General features: G+C 56.1%; 19 protein-coding genes. 4 read left to right on the forward strand and 15 right to left on the reverse strand.

Annotated elements, in window-relative coordinates; all coding sequences use genetic code 11:
* The first annotated feature begins 139 nt into the window (after positions 1 to 139).
* On the forward strand, positions 140 to 415 hold the full coding sequence (locus JC200_RS04990) for a hypothetical protein (RefSeq protein ID WP_274435068.1): 276 nt from the start codon (positions 140 to 142) through the stop codon (positions 413 to 415).
* 154 nt (positions 416 to 569) lie between these two features.
* Here JC200_RS04990 and JC200_RS04995 read toward each other — a convergent pair whose 3' ends face one another.
* The 13 genes from JC200_RS04995 to JC200_RS05055 form a co-directional block, all read right to left on the reverse strand.
* Positions 570 to 1,070, reverse strand: a complete 501-nt coding sequence (locus JC200_RS04995; RefSeq protein WP_274435069.1) for an RrF2 family transcriptional regulator — start codon at positions 1,068 to 1,070, stop codon at positions 570 to 572.
* Positions 1,071 to 1,131: 61 nt separating this feature from the next.
* Positions 1,132 to 1,440 carry a Rieske (2Fe-2S) protein gene (locus JC200_RS05000; protein ID WP_274435070.1) on the reverse strand — a complete coding sequence of 103 codons (309 nt, stop codon included), beginning with the start codon at positions 1,438 to 1,440 and terminating at the stop codon, positions 1,132 to 1,134.
* Position 1,441: 1 nt separating this feature from the next.
* On the reverse strand, positions 1,442 to 2,839 hold the full coding sequence (gene sufB / locus JC200_RS05005) for a Fe-S cluster assembly protein SufB (protein WP_274435071.1): 1,398 nt from the start codon (positions 2,837 to 2,839) through the stop codon (positions 1,442 to 1,444).
* A 14-nt stretch (positions 2,840 to 2,853) separates the two neighbouring features.
* Positions 2,854 to 3,282: a Fe-S cluster assembly sulfur transfer protein SufU gene (sufU, locus tag JC200_RS05010; RefSeq protein WP_274435072.1), complete on the reverse strand. Its 429-nt coding sequence runs from the start codon at positions 3,280 to 3,282 to the stop codon at positions 2,854 to 2,856.
* Entirely contained in the window at positions 3,269 to 4,504 is a 1,236-nt protein-coding gene (locus JC200_RS05015) for a cysteine desulfurase (RefSeq protein WP_274435073.1), read from the reverse strand. Before JC200_RS05015 ends, sufU begins: the two co-directional genes overlap by 14 nt.
* A complete protein-coding gene (locus JC200_RS05020) occupies positions 4,501 to 5,787 on the reverse strand; it encodes a SufB/SufD family protein (protein WP_274435074.1) in 1,287 nt (428 codons plus the stop codon). Before JC200_RS05020 ends, JC200_RS05015 begins: the two co-directional genes overlap by 4 nt.
* 13 nt (positions 5,788 to 5,800) lie before the next feature.
* On the reverse strand, positions 5,801 to 6,589 hold the full coding sequence (sufC, locus tag JC200_RS05025) for a Fe-S cluster assembly ATPase SufC (RefSeq protein WP_274435075.1): 789 nt from the start codon (positions 6,587 to 6,589) through the stop codon (positions 5,801 to 5,803).
* 167 nt (positions 6,590 to 6,756) lie between these two features.
* Entirely contained in the window at positions 6,757 to 7,074 is a 318-nt protein-coding gene (locus tag JC200_RS05030) for a metal-sulfur cluster assembly factor (RefSeq protein ID WP_274435076.1), read from the reverse strand.
* A 601-nt stretch (positions 7,075 to 7,675) separates the two neighbouring features.
* Positions 7,676 to 8,125: a cupredoxin domain-containing protein gene (locus tag JC200_RS05035; protein ID WP_274435077.1), complete on the reverse strand. Its 450-nt coding sequence runs from the start codon at positions 8,123 to 8,125 to the stop codon at positions 7,676 to 7,678.
* 61 nt (positions 8,126 to 8,186) lie between these two features.
* Positions 8,187 to 9,299 (reverse strand): alanine dehydrogenase, encoded by a 1,113-nt coding sequence (gene ald, locus JC200_RS05040; protein ID WP_274435078.1) that lies wholly within the window; start codon positions 9,297 to 9,299, stop codon positions 8,187 to 8,189.
* 119 nt (positions 9,300 to 9,418) lie between these two features.
* A complete protein-coding gene (locus JC200_RS05045; protein ID WP_274435079.1) occupies positions 9,419 to 9,694 on the reverse strand; it encodes a hypothetical protein in 276 nt (91 codons plus the stop codon).
* Between the two features lie 33 nt (positions 9,695 to 9,727).
* Complete coding sequence (locus tag JC200_RS05050) at positions 9,728 to 10,744, reverse strand: hypothetical protein (protein ID WP_274435080.1); 1,017 nt, start codon at positions 10,742 to 10,744, stop codon at positions 9,728 to 9,730.
* Complete coding sequence (locus JC200_RS05055) at positions 10,741 to 11,286, reverse strand: sigma-70 family RNA polymerase sigma factor (protein WP_274435081.1); 546 nt, start codon at positions 11,284 to 11,286, stop codon at positions 10,741 to 10,743. Before JC200_RS05055 ends, JC200_RS05050 begins: the two co-directional genes overlap by 4 nt.
* Positions 11,287 to 11,706: 420 nt before the next feature.
* Between JC200_RS05055 and JC200_RS05060 the strand changes: the two genes are divergently transcribed.
* Positions 11,707 to 13,320: an APC family permease gene (locus JC200_RS05060; RefSeq protein WP_274435082.1), complete on the forward strand. Its 1,614-nt coding sequence runs from the start codon at positions 11,707 to 11,709 to the stop codon at positions 13,318 to 13,320.
* Between the two features lie 158 nt (positions 13,321 to 13,478).
* A complete protein-coding gene (locus JC200_RS05065) occupies positions 13,479 to 14,582 on the forward strand; it encodes a quinone-dependent dihydroorotate dehydrogenase (RefSeq protein ID WP_274435083.1) in 1,104 nt (367 codons plus the stop codon).
* A 72-nt stretch (positions 14,583 to 14,654) separates the two neighbouring features.
* Here JC200_RS05065 and fabI read toward each other — a convergent pair whose 3' ends face one another.
* Positions 14,655 to 15,431, reverse strand: a complete 777-nt coding sequence (fabI, locus tag JC200_RS05070; protein ID WP_274435084.1) for an enoyl-ACP reductase FabI — start codon at positions 15,429 to 15,431, stop codon at positions 14,655 to 14,657.
* 231 nt (positions 15,432 to 15,662) lie between these two features.
* On the opposite strand from fabI, the gene JC200_RS05075 reads away from it, so the two are divergent.
* Complete coding sequence (locus JC200_RS05075) at positions 15,663 to 16,271, forward strand: superoxide dismutase (protein WP_274435085.1); 609 nt, start codon at positions 15,663 to 15,665, stop codon at positions 16,269 to 16,271.
* Between the two features lie 74 nt (positions 16,272 to 16,345).
* Here JC200_RS05075 and JC200_RS05080 read toward each other — a convergent pair whose 3' ends face one another.
* Positions 16,346 to 16,759 (reverse strand): LapA family protein, encoded by a 414-nt coding sequence (locus JC200_RS05080; RefSeq protein WP_274435086.1) that lies wholly within the window; start codon positions 16,757 to 16,759, stop codon positions 16,346 to 16,348.
* Positions 16,760 to 16,803 lie beyond the last annotated feature (44 nt).

Below are 16,803 nucleotides of genomic sequence, written 5' to 3' on the forward strand. Positions count from 1 at the left end.
CAAACCGCCGCCTCCAGCGGAGCTTTCTCTGCCTTCTCTGACGGCCCACCCATCCCGCTGGTGGCGGTTCTCGGCCGAGTCGGTTATAATTTTGATAGAACGGTGCCCTTGGACTCCGGTGAGAAGGGATGGCCAATCGATGACAATCATTCGCTCAGACGAGTGGAGTGACGCACACTTCGCAGTTCACAACCTGCTAAACCAGTTGATGAACTTGTTGCGTGACAAAGGATATAATCCCAGTTACCACATTTCGTACGATCGCGCTGAACAACACCTCCTGCTTGAGCAAGACATCCTCGATAAACACCCAGACATCGCACAGACGTATGAACAGTATCTGGCGGCTTGCTCTGTGCGAGACGAGGCGTTGGAGCACATCCAGGAGCAGCCGAAGCTGGACATCGGTTTCTAAAGCACAGCGTGTTCTCAAACCGCCTCAGACGCCGCAATGCAGCAATGGGACAACAAAAAGGAAATGACAAAAAATGCGCTATGACGTAGGAAGTCGGGCTGTTTCCGCCCCCCCTTACGACATGGCGCATTTCCTTGGCAAGCTTGTTTCTGTGTTATGCTTTCGAGATGCCGACTGCCTTCCGAACTTCCAGCGCGTCGACAGCCTCAGGAACCCCGACCCCGACCTCAACCTCGACCTCGTCGCGCATCACGTCGGCGAGTGAAATTGCGTCGAGCGTCTGCGTGATGGCGTCCATGACCCGCAGCCAAACCGGTCGCGTGTGGCACGCCCCTGCCTTGCCGCAAAACTCCGTTGGCGAATTGTTGACTTCGCTGACGCAGCCAAAAGGCGACAAAGAACCTTCCAATGCGCGCACAAGCGCGCCAATGGAGATGTCTTCCGGCGCCCGAGTCAGCATGTAGCCCCCGTTCACCCCGCGCACACTCTTGACGAATCCAGCGCGGCGCAGCTTTGCGACGATTTGATCAAGGAACTGTTCTGGGATGCCTTCAGACCGCGCCACTGACGACAAGGGTACCGGTTGGTCCAATTCCGACAGCGCCAACGCCACCATCGCCCGCACACCGTACTCCGTCTTCTGTGATACCTTCAAGGCCTATCCCTCCTCGCACAGGGGCCACCATGACACGGCCACTCCAAACCGAGTCGACCCCTCACTCAAATTCGATGTAAATGTCGGCGCCGCGGATGTCAATCGGGTACGTCTCTACCGCCATCACGCACGGCATCGCAACGGCTTCGCCACTTCGTACATCAAACTTTCCGCCGTGCTTGGGGCACGCTACAATACAATCCGTCAGCTTCCCTAACGTCAGCGACTGGCTCGCGTGTGTGCAGATGTCTGATGTAGCATAGAACCCTTCAGGCGTATGGTACACGGCGATTGGCTCATCTTCGACCATCACCTGTACCATCTGCCCCTCCGGGATGTCGTTTGTACTCGCTACTTTGTACCAACTCATATCAGCCGACTGAGCCCTCCATCTCGAACTTGATGAGACGGTTCATCTCGACAGCGTACTCCATCGGCAACTCGCGTGTGAATGGCTCGATGAAGCCCATGACGATCATCCGTGTCGCTTCCTCTTCCGAGAGTCCGCGGCTCATCAGGTAGAATAACTGCTCCTCGCTCACTTTGGAGACAGACGCTTCGTGTTCGAGCGTGACGTCGTCGTTCATGATCTCGTTGTACGGCAGCGTATCCGACGTCGAGTCCTCGTCGATAATCAGCGTGTCGCACTTGACGTTGGACTTCGAGTTGACCGCGTTCGGCGCAAAGCTGGTCAGTCCACGATAGGTCGTCTTACCACTGTGTTTGCTGATCGACTTCGAGACAATCGTCGACGTTGTGTTCGGGGCCAAATGGACCATTTTCGCGCCAGTATCCTGGTGTTGGCCGCGACCGCCAACCGCGATCGACAGGACTTCGCCCTTCGCGCCTTCACCCTTCAGGTACACGCTTGGGTACTTCATGGTCAGCTTCGAGCCAATGTTGCCGTCAACCCACTCCATCGTCGCGTTCTTGTAGGCGACAGCCCGCTTGGTGACGAGGTTGTAGATGTTCGGCGCCCAGTTCTGAATCGTGCTGTAGCGGCAGCGCGCGCCGTCTTTCACGATGATCTCGACAACGGCGCTGTGCAGCGAGTTGGTGCTGTAAATCGGCGCCGTACAGCCTTCCACGTAGTGCACGAAGCTGTCGTCGTCGCAGATGATGAGCGTGCGCTCGAACTGCCCCATGTTCTCCGAGTTGATCCGGAAGTACGCCTGCAGCGGCACTTCGCAGCGCGCGCCTTTCGGCACGTAGATAAAGCTGCCGCCGCTCCAGACTGCGCTGTTCAGGGCGGCAAATTTGTTGTCTTCAGGGGGAATCACGCTGCCGAAGTACTCTTTGAAAATCTCCGGGTGGTCGCGCAGCGCCGTGTCGGTGTCGCAGAAGATAATTCCCTGTTCCTCGAGGTCCTTGCGCATCGAGTGGTACACGACCTCGGACTCATACTGCGCTGAGACACCGGCGAGGAACTTCTGTTCCGCCTCCGGAATACCTAGGCGGTCAAAGGTGTTCTTGATTTCCTCCGGCACTTCTTCCCATGTCTTACCCTGTTGCTCCGTCGGCTTGACATAGTAGGTGATCTCGTCAAAGTTGAGGTCGGACAAATCACCGCCCCAGTTTGGCATGCCCTTTTCGTAGAACAGTTCAAGTGAGCGCAACCGGAAATCGGTCATCCAACCGGGCTCGTTCTTCATCATGGAGATCTGTTCAACAACTTTGCGCGACAAGCCTTTGTCAAACTTGACGACCGAAATATCCTTGTCGTGAAAACCGAATTGATACTCTTCGAGATCGGGCGCTGTCTTGGCCAATGGAAAGACCTCCTTTACTCTTCTTCGTGACGGACCGCTTTTTCGAGCGCTTGCCACGCGAGCGTCGCACACTTGATTCGAGCCGGAAACTTGGATACGCCGTGCAGCGCCTCAAGTTCCCCAATATCAACGTCTTCAGGCGACTCCCCACGAACCATGCCGCGAAACTCCTTGGCAATTTCGAGCGCCTTGTCGACGGGTTGACCTTTAATCGCTTCCGTCATCATCGATGCGGAGGCCATCGAGATGGAGCAACCGGAACCTTGGAAGACAACGTCTTCGACGATTCCGTCTTCGCTCACGCGAAGTTGCAGCGTAATTTCGTCACCACAACTCGGGTTGCGCAGATCGACAGACACCGCATCTCCGTCCAGTTTGCCCTGATTGCGCGGGTGCTGGTAGTGGTCCATGATGACTTCACGGTACAAATCATCCAATTGCATGTTGGAAAAACTCCTTTGCGGACGAGAGTCCATGCACAAGCGCGTCGACGTCCGCTTCCGTATTGTACAGGTAGAAGCTCGCGCGGACTGTTGAGATCACGCCGAGCATCCGCATCAAAGGCTGTGCGCAGTGGTGACCTGCTCTGACAGCGATGCCCTCTGCATCAAGAACGGTCGACACGTCATGCGCGTGCACCTGGCCTAAGTTAAACGTGACCAGACCAGCGCGCGTCTTGCCGGGCTTTGGACCATACACCGTCAGGTCTGACGACAACTCGCCCAACCGCTCCATTGCGTATGCGGCAAGATGCACGTCATGATTATGAATGTTCTCCATACCGACCTTCGTCAAGTAATCGACTGCAGCGCCAAGGCCAATGGCACCTGCAATGATCGGCGTCCCGCCTTCAAACTTCCACGGGATGTCCTTCCACGTGGAGTCGTACAGCTCGACGATGTCGATCATCTCGCCGCCAAAATACGTCGGCTCCATCGCATCCAGCCATTTGCGTTTGCCATACAACACACCAACGCCTGTCGGACCGCACATCTTGTGGCCAGAGAAGGCGAGGAAATCGACATCTAAATCTCGAACATCAACCGGCATGTGTGGAACACTCTGAGCGCCGTCGACGACCATCAGCGCGCCAGCCGCGTGGGCGATGGCCGTGATCTCCTTAATCGGGTGAATCGTCCCGAGCACGTTCGAGACATGTGCCAACGCAACAATTTTCGTCGCGGGTGTCACAGTCTGGCGAACGTCGTCCAGCGTCAGCGTGCCATCCGCCTGGAGCGGCAAGTACTTCAGGCTTGCGCCAGTGACTTTCGCAACCTGCTGCCACGGGATGAGGTTGCTGTGGTGTTCGGACGGCGACAGCACAATCTCGTCGCCGGCTTTCAACTGTATGCGGGCGTACCCGTAGGCAATCATGTTCAGCGACTCGGTCGTCCCGCGTGTGAAAATGACTTGTTCTGGCGACGGCGCGTTGATAAACCGCGCCACCTTTTCACGCGCCAACTCGTACGCCTCTGTGGCACGCGACCCGAGCGTATGCACGCCGCGGTGGACGTTCGAGTTATCAGCCTCGTAGTAGCGCTTCAGAACTTCAATCACTTCGCGCGGCTTCTGCGACGTCGCCGCGCTGTCGAGGTAAACCAGTGGATGCCCGTTGACTTCCTGGTTCAAGATCGGAAAGTCTTGACGAACTTCGACGCTGTTCATGACGTCAGCTTCCTCTCGACAAGTCCCGTCAGCCAAGTTTGAATCTGTGGCACCGCAATCGCCTCGACAATCGGCTGCAGGTACCCCCAAATAATCATCCGCATCGCTGCATCCTTCGTGATGCCGCGCGACATTAGATAGTAAATTTGATCCGGATCGAGTTTACCGACACTGGCCGCGTGTCCACAGCGCTGGACGTCGTTTTCGTCAATCAACAGCATCGGAATGGCATCTGCCCGCGCTGTGGTATCGAGCATCAGCATCCGGTCGTGCTGTTCACTGCCAGCGCCTACTGCACCTCGCTCAATGTGCGTGCTGCTGCGGTAGATCGAGTTCGCGCGGCCGCGGAGCACGCCTTGCAGCCGAATATCACTTTCCGAGTACCGGCCCTGGTGCACCATGCTGGCCGTGAGATCCATGTGCTGACGGCCAAAGCCAATACCTAGTCCCTGGGTCAGCGACCGTGATCCGGCGCCTGCAAGCACGCTCTCGACGAGTGCGACAGTAAAGCCGTCGCCGACGTCGCCAAATGTCCAGTTTACGACCGCGTCCTTGCCGACCTTTGCACGCTGCGTCAGGTAGTTTGTCGGGCCTTTGCGCAGTTGGTTGACGGACATCACCTGAATGTTCGCCCCCGCATCCGCGACAACTTCCGACACGCTGCTGTGCGGGTAGGACGGTGAATTCTCCCCCGCCACATGCACCTGTGCCAACGAGAACGCGCTGTTTTCGCCGCCGACAATGAGTACACGCGGGAACGAGCCTTGACTCGCCTCCGTCAACACACTCACATAGGTAAGCGTGGTCTCCACCACGACGTTGCGTGGCACATACAGAAAGACCCCGCCGTGCCAAAGTGCCGCGTTAGCCGCCGTCCACTTGGACTCATTTGCAGGCACGACCGAAAACAGGTGTTTTTTAATGATGTCCCCGTGCTCTGCAAGGAGCGCATGGATGTCCCCAAACACGACGCCCTGCTGTGCGAGGTCTGTCGGCACCTCCGCTTGAACGACAGCGCCATCGACGACGACGACGCGAGGTCCTTCGAGGCTTTCGACCAGTGCCTTTGCATCCTCCGGCAGGCTACCCGGTGTTGCCGGGAGCGTGCCGATGTCCCAGGACCGTTTGGTCAAATCTGACTTTTCGACCCGGGTGCTCGGCATCGCGTCAAACGCCTGCCAAGCTTCTGCTCGTGCAGCCGCCAGCCATGCAGGCTCGGAGAACCGGGTCGAGATCGCGCTGACGAGCTCAGGCACGGCAGCCGTTGTAGTTTGTTCCGCCACAGCTGTCCCCTCCTTAAGCTTCGACCCCGACGGTCTCGTCGACGATTCCGAGTTCTTCCTTGAGCCAGTCGTAGCCCTTGGCTTCAAGTTGCTCTGCGAGTTCTTTTCCGCCTGAGCGCACAATCCGACCTTGCATCATGACGTGGACGTAGTCCGGCTCAATGTACTCCAGCAACCGCTGATAGTGCGTGATAATGAGGAAGCCAATATCGGATGAACGCAAGCTGTTCACGCTTTGCGCCACAATTTTCAACGCGTCGATGTCAAGTCCTGAGTCGATTTCATCCAAAATCGCAATGCGCGGCTCAAGCAGGCTCATCTGCAGAATTTCGTTGCGTTTCTTTTCGCCGCCTGAGAAGCCTTCGTTCAGGTAGCGGTCTGCAAATACAGGATCGATATTCAACTGCTTCATCTTTTCCTGCAGCAAACGGTGAAACTTGATTACCGGCAGTTCGTTTCCTTCGCCTCTGCGGGCATTCAGCGCTTGCCGCATGAAGTTTGCGTTCGAAACGCCTGCCACTTCGGCAGGGTACTGCATAGCGAGGAACATGCCAGCGCGCGCACGCTCGTCGACCGACATGTCGAGGACATTTTGCCCGTCAAGCGTCACACTACCGCTTGTGACATCGTAAGCGTGGTGGCCCATCAGTGATGACGCCAGCGTGCTTTTACCCGTGCCATTCGGTCCCATGATGGCGTGGACCTCGCCACCGTTGATGGTCAAATTCAGTCCGCGGACAATCTCCTTGCCTTCCACGGCAACATGTAGGTCTTGAACTTGAAAATGTGGTACGGATGCCATGCTGCTCCACCCTTCCTTTGCAACGCAGGCGGACCATCTCCACACAGCCTGTGGGTTGGCCCGACGCGTAATGTTGACCCAATTAGTCATGATTCAATAAAAGCGTACCACACCTCGCTAAAAATGCAAGGTGTGGTACGGCTCAGGTCGTCCTTTGTGGGTTCTGTTTAGAACAAGTATTTAAACACCAATTTTGCTTCTTCGGACATCATCTCTTTATCCCATGGTGGATCAAAAGTCAGTTCGACCTCGCACGTCTCAACGCCAGGCAAACTGGTCACTTTTTCGATGATGTCGTCTCTCAGCATGTCGTACGCTGGGCAGCCCATGGCCGTTAGCGTCATCGTTACTATCACGTGCTTCTGGTCTTCCGAGATATCCACACCGTACACCATGCCAAGGTTAATTATGTCAATCTGAATCTCGGGGTCGATGACGTCGGTCAACATTCCCCGGATCAGTTCCTCGTTTATGGTCGTAGCCATATCGCAGACCCTCCTCTCCACAGAAACATTCACAGAACCACTCTTAGCGTAACGGACGGCGACGCGCCTGTCGAGAGCCTCGGGATTAGGCGAGCGAGATTGAGTGAGTCCTGAATAGGCGGAGGTCATCCGACAATCCAGCAAACGGATAGCGACACTGGCGTCGCTAGTCGCCATTTTTGACCTGGTGCTAGCGCTACCGACTGCCGATTTTGTCGCTATTTCGCCGCTCCCGAGCCGTTAGCGACATTTTCTACCTTGTCGCGGCGTCGGCAAGGCGAAAAATGAAAGGTTAGCGACGCAGGCGTCGCTAAGCGACCAACTTCAAGCGCACCAGGTCGCGGTGAGTGTCGAAAATGTCGCTAATGACCGCCAAACTGAGGACGCCGCGCTCTAGGTGTCAATTTGACACTTACCCGCGAGGACGCCGCGCTCTAGGTGTCATTTTGACACTTACCTGCGAGGACGCCGCGCTCTAGGTGTCAATTTGACACTTACCTGTGAGGACGCCGCGCTCTAGGTGTCATTTTGACACTTACCTGCGAGGACGTCGCGCTCTAGGTGTCAATTTGACACTTACCTGTGGCAAGGCTCGAACCGCCTACTTCACCGTGATGTGCGTGGACATGTTGTAGTGACCGGAGCCACACGGCACGTCGCAGCGAATGGTGTACTGGCCAGGTTTCGGCGGGGTCCACACCAAGTTCACCGGTGGTTGCCCCTGCACCACATCGTGGCGTATCTTCGTACCGTCAATCGAGAAACCATGCGCATTCTCCGTCGCCCGCACTTCAAAATCAATCGGGCGATTCGCAGCAAAGGTCTTCCGACTCAGGGTCCATTTGAAGTTTGACGCAGTGACCACGACTTTCTGCGCATCAGACGGTATCACTTGGCTTGCGGGGGTGGCAGGGGTGCCACAACCCGCGATCGCTACAGCTACAAAAACCAGCGTCCCAACAACAAGCCGAGCAGGTCGCCCGCGATGACGCCGTTGCCTCCGTTGCCTCGACATACCGCTTGATGCCTCGTTGCCTTGCTTGTCCAACATAGGACTCCAGCCCTCCAGCTTGATGCCGCGTAGTGTGATACAGCCCTCCACCTACAGAGCACTACAGCACTTCAGAGACCGGGGTGTAGGCCAGGTTGAGTGACTGTGCTACCGCTTCGTACGTGACATGACCTTTCATCACGTTGACACCTTTGGCCAAAGCGCGGTTTTGACGAACGGCTTCAACACCGTGCCCTGCAAGTTGCAAGGCGTAGGGAATGGTCACGTTCGTAAGCGCGTATGTCGACGTACGAGGCACTGCTCCCGGCATATTCGCTACCGCGTAGTGCAGAACACCGTATCGCTCGTAGACAGGGTCAGAGTGTGTCGTAATGTGGTCAATGGTTTCAACCGACCCGCCTTGGTCAATCGCCACATCGACGATGACGCCGCCCGGGTTCATCCCTTTTACCATCTCCGCCGTCACGATTTTTGGAGCGCGCGCGCCCGGGATGAGGACAGAACCGACAAGCAGGTCACACCCTTCAATCTGCTGTTTGAGATGGTACGCGTTAGACATGACCGTTTTCAGCCGGCCCCCGAACACTTCATCCAGGTACCGCATGCGTGCTGCACTCGCGTCCAACACCGTGACATCCGCGCCAAGACCCATGGCCATCCGGGCAGCGTTCGTACCGACGACACCACCACCCACAATTACCACACGAGCAGGGCGTACCCCAGGGACGCCGCCAAGCAACTCCCCGCGACCACCATGGGCCTTCTCAAGGAAGTGTGCTCCAATTTGGACCGACATGCGACCAGCGACTTCGCTCATCGGGGTCAACAGAGGCAGGCTGCGGTCATCCAGTTGAACAGTCTCATACGCGATGGCCGTGATGCCACTGTCGACGAGTGCCTTTGTCAACTCAGGCTCCGGAGCTAAGTGAAGGTACGTAAACAAAATGAGGTCAGACCGGAAATATCCATATTCTGATGGAAGCGGTTCCTTCACCTTCATAATCATCTCGGCCGTGTCCCACACTTCAGCAGCTGAGGAGGCTACCTTTGCACCTGCTTCTATGTAGGATTTATCCTCAAACCCGCTGCCAACGCCGCCGCCAGACTCAATCAGTACGTGGTGTCCGGCATTCACCAAAGTGTGTACACCCGCTGGCGTCATAGCAACCCGATTTTCGTTGTTCTTAATCTCTTTTGGCACACCAATCCTCACCCTAAGACGCTCCCTTCCCGCTTCGCGCCCCCCTCAAGCGTGGCGAAGCTGTGCGGTCGACCGCCGCGTGTGGTTTGACGTAATGCCCGTTTTGTTCGTATACGCCCATTCTGCCCGTATCAGTGTAGATCAGTCGTCTTTGGCTCGACAACTTTCCTGCGCACCTTCCGAACAGGTCTCTCTTCCACCAGCCGGCCAGCTTGAACCTCACCTTCAATCCACGCTTGAATCCGCTTGGTGTCACTTGGCGCAATACGCCAGTTGCGTTCTCCGTACAAAAACGACTCGGCCGTCAACTCCCCCTCCTGCGAGAGAGCGTCGACGGCCGCGCGGACGTATTCAACAGGAACTTGCAACATCGTCGCGAGTTCCGACAAGCTAAACCGTGTCGTCACCCCATAACCTCCCCTGACTGCATCTCACGCCTGTCACCATGTGTGGCGAATGACAAGTACGTTCGCATTCCATTGTAGGAAATTTGGCGTGTATGATCCAATCAAGGGGGGGAGCACGACTTCTGTGGACTGCCCTGGCGCAACGTGTGTAACACTGGGATCTACAGCCAGCACTTGGTCAAAGAACCGTTCCACGGACGAGTTTGTCCACGAAGCGCCTACCTGTGGCGAAAACCACACCAACGACAGCAACTGATTGAGGACTATCGGTTTATTTCCCGTGTTGACCAATCTGGCGCGAACCTCAAACGAGCGGCCTGTACTCGACACGGACCGCGGCACCACATGAACGTTTTGCAACTGTACGCCCGGGGCACTGGTCAAAATTCTGTCGGCCTTCGCAGCAGTCACCAACTTCGTACTGAAGAAGGCCAATTTCGGCTGTCCAATGATGTGCCCTTGGCTGTTTACATTGACGCCAATCGGATTAAATGACCAAGTGGCGGTCTGGCTTGGCGCGAGTGGAGTCGAAGGACCGTTCACAAAGTCTATCCAGTTGCTTGTCGAAAGGAGGTCCTGCCCAGGCCCCGGATGTTGCGTAAACCCGAGAACGCCGACAACGTCTTGCGGTGTCACCACGGTGGTTCCAAGGTTGGTGACGGTTGCCTCAAGAATGGGACCACCAGGCGCATTGGCCGGACGAACCACCTTAATTCCGGTGGCAACCAGCTGTGATTTCTGAAGGCCGAAACTCGTCCCTTGCAAGAGTTGATTCGACTGCCCTGTCGTCGCCGCTGTCGGCGGCGTCGGAGCAACGGGGAGTGAGCGGTCCGTCCAGACAACTCCAGCGACAACAGCGGCCGCACAGACACCGGCTAAACCTGCGAACCACGATTTCCAGGCGCCTGTTCGCCGCGGCTGTCGTCGAAGCATGGCTTCACGTTCTCGCTGGCTCGCCTCCTCAAGGATGCGCCGGCGCAGCGATTCGGAAACTTCGGCCTGCATCATTTCTTGAAAGCGAAGGCGCCACTCATCCTGTGGTTCTGTCATGAACGCTCACCTCCTTCCATCAACTCACGCATCAGTGCGCGACCTCGGTGCAGTCTCGTACGAACTGTTGCTTCCGAAATGTCAAGCGTTTGGGCGACCTCCGCGCTCGACATCTCGCGTTGGTAAAACAGCACGATGACTTCGCGGTACTTTACGGGCAGGCGATTCACTGCCCGCCAAAGCGAGTCTCGTTCAAGGCGAACAATCGCCGCTTGTTCCGTGTCGTCACCGAACTGGTGAGCAGCCTCAGTCTGAAGCGTCAGGTCATTGGTCTCGTGGCGAACTACCCATGACCTCAAGTAGTCTTTGCAGCGATTTGCCGTGATCGATAACAACCACGTCTTCACGCCGCTATCTCCCCGAAACGTCTGCATTTTTGTAAAGGCGCGCAGAAACACATCTTGCGTTATATCCTGCGCAACGTGATAGTTCTTCACATACGAATAGGCGAGGTTCAATACGTCTGACCCATACTCGGTGACCCACGTGTTGAGCTGGTCTAACCGATCGGACGAGCCAGCTTCCATCTCAAATTCGTCCACGAATGTCCTTTCACCCCCGCCACACCTCCAGTCATTAGACGGAGCGCTCTAACGGTATGTGACAAGTTTAGCGGAAGAAAACGCAGGTCACAAATCTGCCAATTGTTTCATTTTTCACAACTCGAGTTGCTTCGCCGTGCAAAATGAAGTAATCTGTGAATTACGAGTATGGTGAAAGTTGTTGTTTTGCCAATCTCCCGTGATCTACTTTGCACCACCTAGCAGTTCCAACTTTCCCCATGCTATACCTGAAGAGAGGAGGCTCAGTTAACGAAACAGATGTCATTGGTAGTCGGCTTCTTTTCAATTCCTTCTTAAATTGGTAGTCCTGCGAGAGCAACTGCTCTTCCACCACTGACGGTATGAATGTCCTTCACTGTTGTTGGTTCTTGTCTTTTCAATAGAGAAAGGAGACTGTGCATGGCACAAGGAAAACTCCGTAAGTCCTTGAACTTGCTTGACTTAACATTTCTGGGGTTGGGAGCAATTATCGGCTCCGGGTGGCTGTTCGCCGCACAGGCGGGCGCGGTCATGGCTGGTCCTGGGGCGTGGATTGCATGGGTGTTCGGCGCTGTCGCCTGTATGCTCATCGGTTTGGTCTACGCTGAACTGAGTTCTGCGTGGCCACGAGCCGGCGGTATCATTCGCTATCCTCAGTATTCTCATGGATCGATGGTCGGTTTCTTCATGGGGTTTGCGTCGCTATTGGCCTATTCTAGCGTCGCCGGCATCGAAGCGCAGGCAGTGCGTCAATACGCGTCGCACTACATTCCCGCTTTGACCGTCGCCAACAGTACTACACAGAATTACACAGGCCTTGGCCTCGTGTTTGAGATTGCGTTCCTAGTCATTTTCTTCTTGCTGAACTACTTCAGCGTCACGGTTTTCGGCAAAGTGAACACGGTGGTCACCGCGTTGAAGTTCATCATGCCGTTTCTCACCCTGGTCATCTTGTTGTTCAACATGCATCCGAGCAATTTTTCCGTCGGCGGTGCCAGCCCTGGCGGTGCACACGGTATCTTCTCGGCTATTTCGACTGCCGGTATCGTCTTTGCTTTCCTTGGTTTCCGCCAAGCTGTAGACTTCGCAGGCGAGGCCAAAAACCCGCAGCGTACAGTTCCTTGGGCCATCATTCTCTCGATCTCGCTGGGAGCCTTGGTCTACGTCCTGTTACAGGTCGCGTTCGTCGGTGCAATGCCCGTCAAGGACTTGGCTCACGGCTGGGCGTCAATCAACTTCAACGCGCCGTTTGCGCAGTTGGCGATTGCGATTGGCATGCAGTGGCTGGCTCTCCTGCTGTTCGCTGACGCTGTCCTCTCACCGGCAGGTACGGGTAATATCTACACTGGCTCCACCTCGCGCGTTCTGTTCGCTTGGACACGCAACGGCTACTTCTACTCGCTGTTTGGCAAAATTAACGCTCGCACAGGCTTACCTCGGCCAGCTATCGTGCTCAGCTTCTTCCTCGCCGTGATGTGGATTCTCCCTTCGAACTTCCACTCTTGGCAAGGTCTCGTTGGCGCAGTTACATCTGCGACAGTAATGACCTACGTGTACGGCCCAGTTTCAGCACTCGCGATGCGCAAGTCTGCCCCGGACCACCCGCGTGTCTTCCGCCTCGGCGGCATGGGCATCATTGCCCCGCTGGCGTTTATCGCAGGTACATGGATTGTGTACTGGACCGGCTGGACAATCGACTCCGAGCTCATCGCGATGATTCTCGGCTCCCTTGTCCTCTACTTCGCGTTCATGGACAAAGGCCCGGATAGTATCGCCCGGATGAAACGCGACTGGAAGTCTGGTATTTGGGTCATCTGCTACTACCTGTTCATCGGCGTGATGACGCGCATCGGTTCGTTCGGACCGATGAAGCATCCGGTGATTCCGGGTCCATGGGTTGACTCCTTGGTAGTCGCCCTCGGCGCCATCGTGTTCTTCTACTGGGGCGTCGCCAGCCGCCTGAAGGTGCCGGATTTCGCGACGGATGACGAGAGTGACTTGTCCAACCACTCAGTCGCTGTCTCCGAAGCGTAAACACAGAAATCAGCGTTCGAGCAGCTTTCATGAGGGCTGTCCCAAAAGGCAGAACATGCCTGGCGGACAGCCCTCGTTTGCTGTACGCACACGTATAGCCGCTGCCCACGTTGCGTCGGTGAGCGCAAAGTTTTTTCGTGGTACACTGTCCGGAGTTGATGAATACAAACACTTGGCACGGAAGAGGGAAGTCGCCGATGTACCCGCTGGTCCGCAAGCTCTTATTTGGCCTGAACGCAGAAACCGCACACGAGCTGACCCTGAACGCGCTCAGACGGATGCCTGGCGCAGCGCGCCTGCTCAGTGGTCCGCCACATCCTCCTGTGAACCTGCGCCAAACTGTATGCGGGCGCACGTTTGTTCACCCAATCGGCCTTGCCGCAGGGCTCGACAAAAACGCTATTGCACTCCCTGCCTGGTTCGCCGTCGGGTTCGCGTTCGCCGAAGTAGGGACGGTCACCCCACTGGCGCAACCAGGAAACCCGCGTCCGCGGCTGTTCCGTTTGCGGGATGACGAAGCACTGATCAACCGCATGGGCTTTAACAACGAAGGAGCAGCGGCGATGAGGCGGCAACTGGAATCTTGGCAAAGACGCCGCCATGCCGGGGTAGTCGGTGTCAACTTGGGTAAAAACAAAGCGACACCGAACGACGAAGCTGTGTCTGACTACCTCAAGCTCACAGAAGAACTAGGCCACTTCGCAGATTACCTGGTTGTGAATGTCAGTTCTCCCAACACGCCGGGACTTCGCGATTTGCAGACGGAGAACTCCTTAGTACCGTTGGTGCGGGCAGTACTGACGGCTCGAGACAAGCTGCAGAACCACCCACCTGTATTTGTGAAGCTCGCCCCCGACCTTGCGGATGATGCCCTCACAGAACTGGCGCAGCAACTGGCCGATGTTGGTGTCGACGGGCTGATTGGCACCAACACAACCATCCGCCGCGACAGCCTGACGTCGATGCACAGCGACGAGACGGGGGGACTAAGCGGAAGACCGCTAGAGCAGCGGTCGACGACCGTGATCAAGTTGTTGTACCAGGCAACCGACGGAAAACTGCCGATCATCGGTTCTGGCGGCGTGTTCAGCGCCGCAGACGCGTACAGAAAAATACGAGCCGGCGCCACCCTGGTTCAGGTGTACACCGGCTTCATTTACAAAGGGCCTGCCATTGTTCGAGAAATCGTCGAGGGACTGCCCAGCCTGCTCGAACGCGACGGATTTTCACACGTCAGTGAAGCCGTGGGGGTCGACGCTTAGCATGATTGACGATGGACACTCGGCTTCAAACCAAGCCGCCGCGAATTACAGTCGTCTCGATTCAGACAAGAGTCACACACCGAGAACGTGGAAGCCTTCGTCGACGTGGATGGTCTCACCCGTGACGCCGCGACTGAGGTCGCTGAACAAGAAAGCCGCCACGTCCCCAACCTCTTCGGGCGTAGTCGACCGTCTCAGCGGCGTACGCTCTTCCATCTCGTGGACCGCTTTGTTGAAGTCGTGAATCGCCTTGGCGGACAGTGTCCGAATCGGGCCTGCCGAAATCGAGTTGACGCGAATGTTCTCCGGTCCAAGGTCTGCCGCCAAGTAGCGAACGCTATGTTCGAGCGCTGCTTTGGCGACGCCCATCACATTGTAGTTCTCGACCACTCGTTCCCCGCCGATATAGGTCATTGCCAGCACGGAACCACCTTCGCTCAAAAGCGGCCGGGCGTGGTGCATAACAGCGACCAGCGAGAACGCGCTGACGTTCTGTGCGAGCAGGTAACCCTCACGGGACGTGTTCACGTACTGTCCCTGGAGCTCGTCCGTTTTGGCAAAGGCGATGCAGTGAGCAACTCCGTGTAGCACGCCTACTTTCGAACCGATTTCTGAGAAGGCTTGGACAAGTCCGTCATCGTCCGTGACATCGCAAGCCACCAGGGGAAAGTCCGCGCCCTCCATGTGTTCCGCCACCAACTCTTGCAGGTTGTCGCGCTGACGGTCGCCCTGGTATGTAAATACCAGCTGTGCACCTTCCCTGTAGCAGGATTTCGCGATTCCCCACGCAATACTGCGCTTGTTTGCAACCCCCATCACCAACACGGTCTTGCCAGTCAACAATCCCATATCTTCACCATCCAGGTTAAAATGCGTTGTACGCCTGCACAACTCAATTCATGTATATCATCAAACAGAACTATCATCAAATTTCAGTATTTTACTCGCCACCGCTTCATCGTCCCCAATGCAAGGGGTCTCACACTTCGGAGTGACCTGCCCGTTTGTCTGGAAAAGGCGTACGGATTGCGCTAAGATGAAAAGGAACGAGATATCTGAACTTACATAGGAGGGATTCTCATGGCATATGAATTGCCGCCGCTTCCGTACGCAAACGACGCGCTGGAACCACACATCGACGCGATGACGATGGAGATTCACCACGACCGCCACCACGGTACCTACGTGAAAAATGTCAATGCAGCACTCGAAGGTCACCCTGACCTTGCAGCGAAGAGCGTGGAAGACCTCCTTCGCTCAATCGACTCCGTGCCGGAATCCATTCGCACCGCAGTCCGCAACAACGGCGGCGGCCATGCGAACCACAGCATGTTCTGGGAGATTTTGAGCCCGAACGGCGGTGGACAGCCAACAGGGGCAGTCGCCGACGCCATCAACGCGACATTCGGCAGCTTTGACAAGTTCAAAGAGGACTTCGGAAAAGCAGCGACAGGTCGTTTTGGCAGCGGCTGGGCTTGGCTAGTGGTCGACAACGGTCAACTCGCCATCACGAGCACGCCGAACCAGGACAGCCCGTACATGGAAGGCAAGACTCCGATTCTCGGCCTTGACGTTTGGGAGCATGCATACTACCTGAAGTACCAGAACAAGCGTCCGGATTACATTTCAGCATTCTGGGACGTTGTGAACTGGGCTGAGGTCAACAAGCGCTACGAAGCAGCGAAGTAAAGACAGCAGCGAACAAAGCCGGCCAACCCCCAACAGTTGGCCGGCTTTGTGTGTATGTAGTACCAGAGTACCTTTTACTGAAACTTGCCGGTGTCATCGGATTGCCCCCCAGCACCCTCCAAGCCTGAGGTTTTCACCTCTGCGTCCGCATCAGGAGATTTTTCCTCTGAGTCGTCCGCTGGACTCCCTGATCCGTCTGTATCTCCTTGATTTACCTCAAGGTTAGCCTCTGCTTCGCGCAGCGCATGTTGCAACTCAGCAATTTGACGACGCAACTCGTTGCGCTGCCCACGCAGTTGCCATGCGCGGAGTGACCAGAAGATCGCCATTAAGATCATCCCAAACAACAGAGACAACAAAATCACCAAAACCAAGCTAACCTGCGTCTTGGCAAACAGAAAGTCCACAGTCACCTTCGTCGTATTGGTTAGTGTAAAAACTGCGACGATGACAGCAAACACAACGAGCCCCAGCACCTTCCAGCGCATTTCCAAACCTCCTGCGGACAATAGCTTTAGCTTCAGTATATCAC

This window comes from Alicyclobacillus sp. ALC3 (genome assembly GCF_028751195.1).
In the GTDB taxonomy this organism is placed as follows: domain Bacteria; phylum Bacillota; class Bacilli; order Alicyclobacillales; family Alicyclobacillaceae; genus Alicyclobacillus_L.

Coding starts and splice junctions, on each gene's coding strand:
- JC200_RS04990 (WP_274435068.1), top strand. CDS start 140: ATGACAATCATTCGCTCAGACGAGTGGAGTGACGCACACTTCGCAGTT.
- JC200_RS05035 (WP_274435077.1), bottom strand. CDS start 8,125: ATGTTGGACAAGCAAGGCAACGAGGCATCAAGCGGTATGTCGAGGCAA.
- JC200_RS05065 (WP_274435083.1), top strand. CDS start 13,479: ATGAATACAAACACTTGGCACGGAAGAGGGAAGTCGCCGATGTACCCG.
- JC200_RS05030 (WP_274435076.1), bottom strand. CDS start 7,074: ATGGCTACGACCATAAACGAGGAACTGATCCGGGGAATGTTGACCGAC.
- JC200_RS05015 (WP_274435073.1), bottom strand. CDS start 4,504: ATGAACAGCGTCGAAGTTCGTCAAGACTTTCCGATCTTGAACCAGGAA.
- JC200_RS05000 (WP_274435070.1), bottom strand. CDS start 1,440: ATGAGTTGGTACAAAGTAGCGAGTACAAACGACATCCCGGAGGGGCAG.
- fabI (WP_274435084.1), bottom strand. CDS start 15,431: ATGGGATTGTTGACTGGCAAGACCGTGTTGGTGATGGGGGTTGCAAAC.
- JC200_RS05075 (WP_274435085.1), top strand. CDS start 15,663: ATGGCATATGAATTGCCGCCGCTTCCGTACGCAAACGACGCGCTGGAA.
- JC200_RS05080 (WP_274435086.1), bottom strand. CDS start 16,759: ATGCGCTGGAAGGTGCTGGGGCTCGTTGTGTTTGCTGTCATCGTCGCA.
- JC200_RS05060 (WP_274435082.1), top strand. CDS start 11,707: ATGGCACAAGGAAAACTCCGTAAGTCCTTGAACTTGCTTGACTTAACA.
- JC200_RS05050 (WP_274435080.1), bottom strand. CDS start 10,744: ATGACAGAACCACAGGATGAGTGGCGCCTTCGCTTTCAAGAAATGATG.
- sufC (WP_274435075.1), bottom strand. CDS start 6,589: ATGGCATCCGTACCACATTTTCAAGTTCAAGACCTACATGTTGCCGTG.
- sufU (WP_274435072.1), bottom strand. CDS start 3,282: ATGCAATTGGATGATTTGTACCGTGAAGTCATCATGGACCACTACCAG.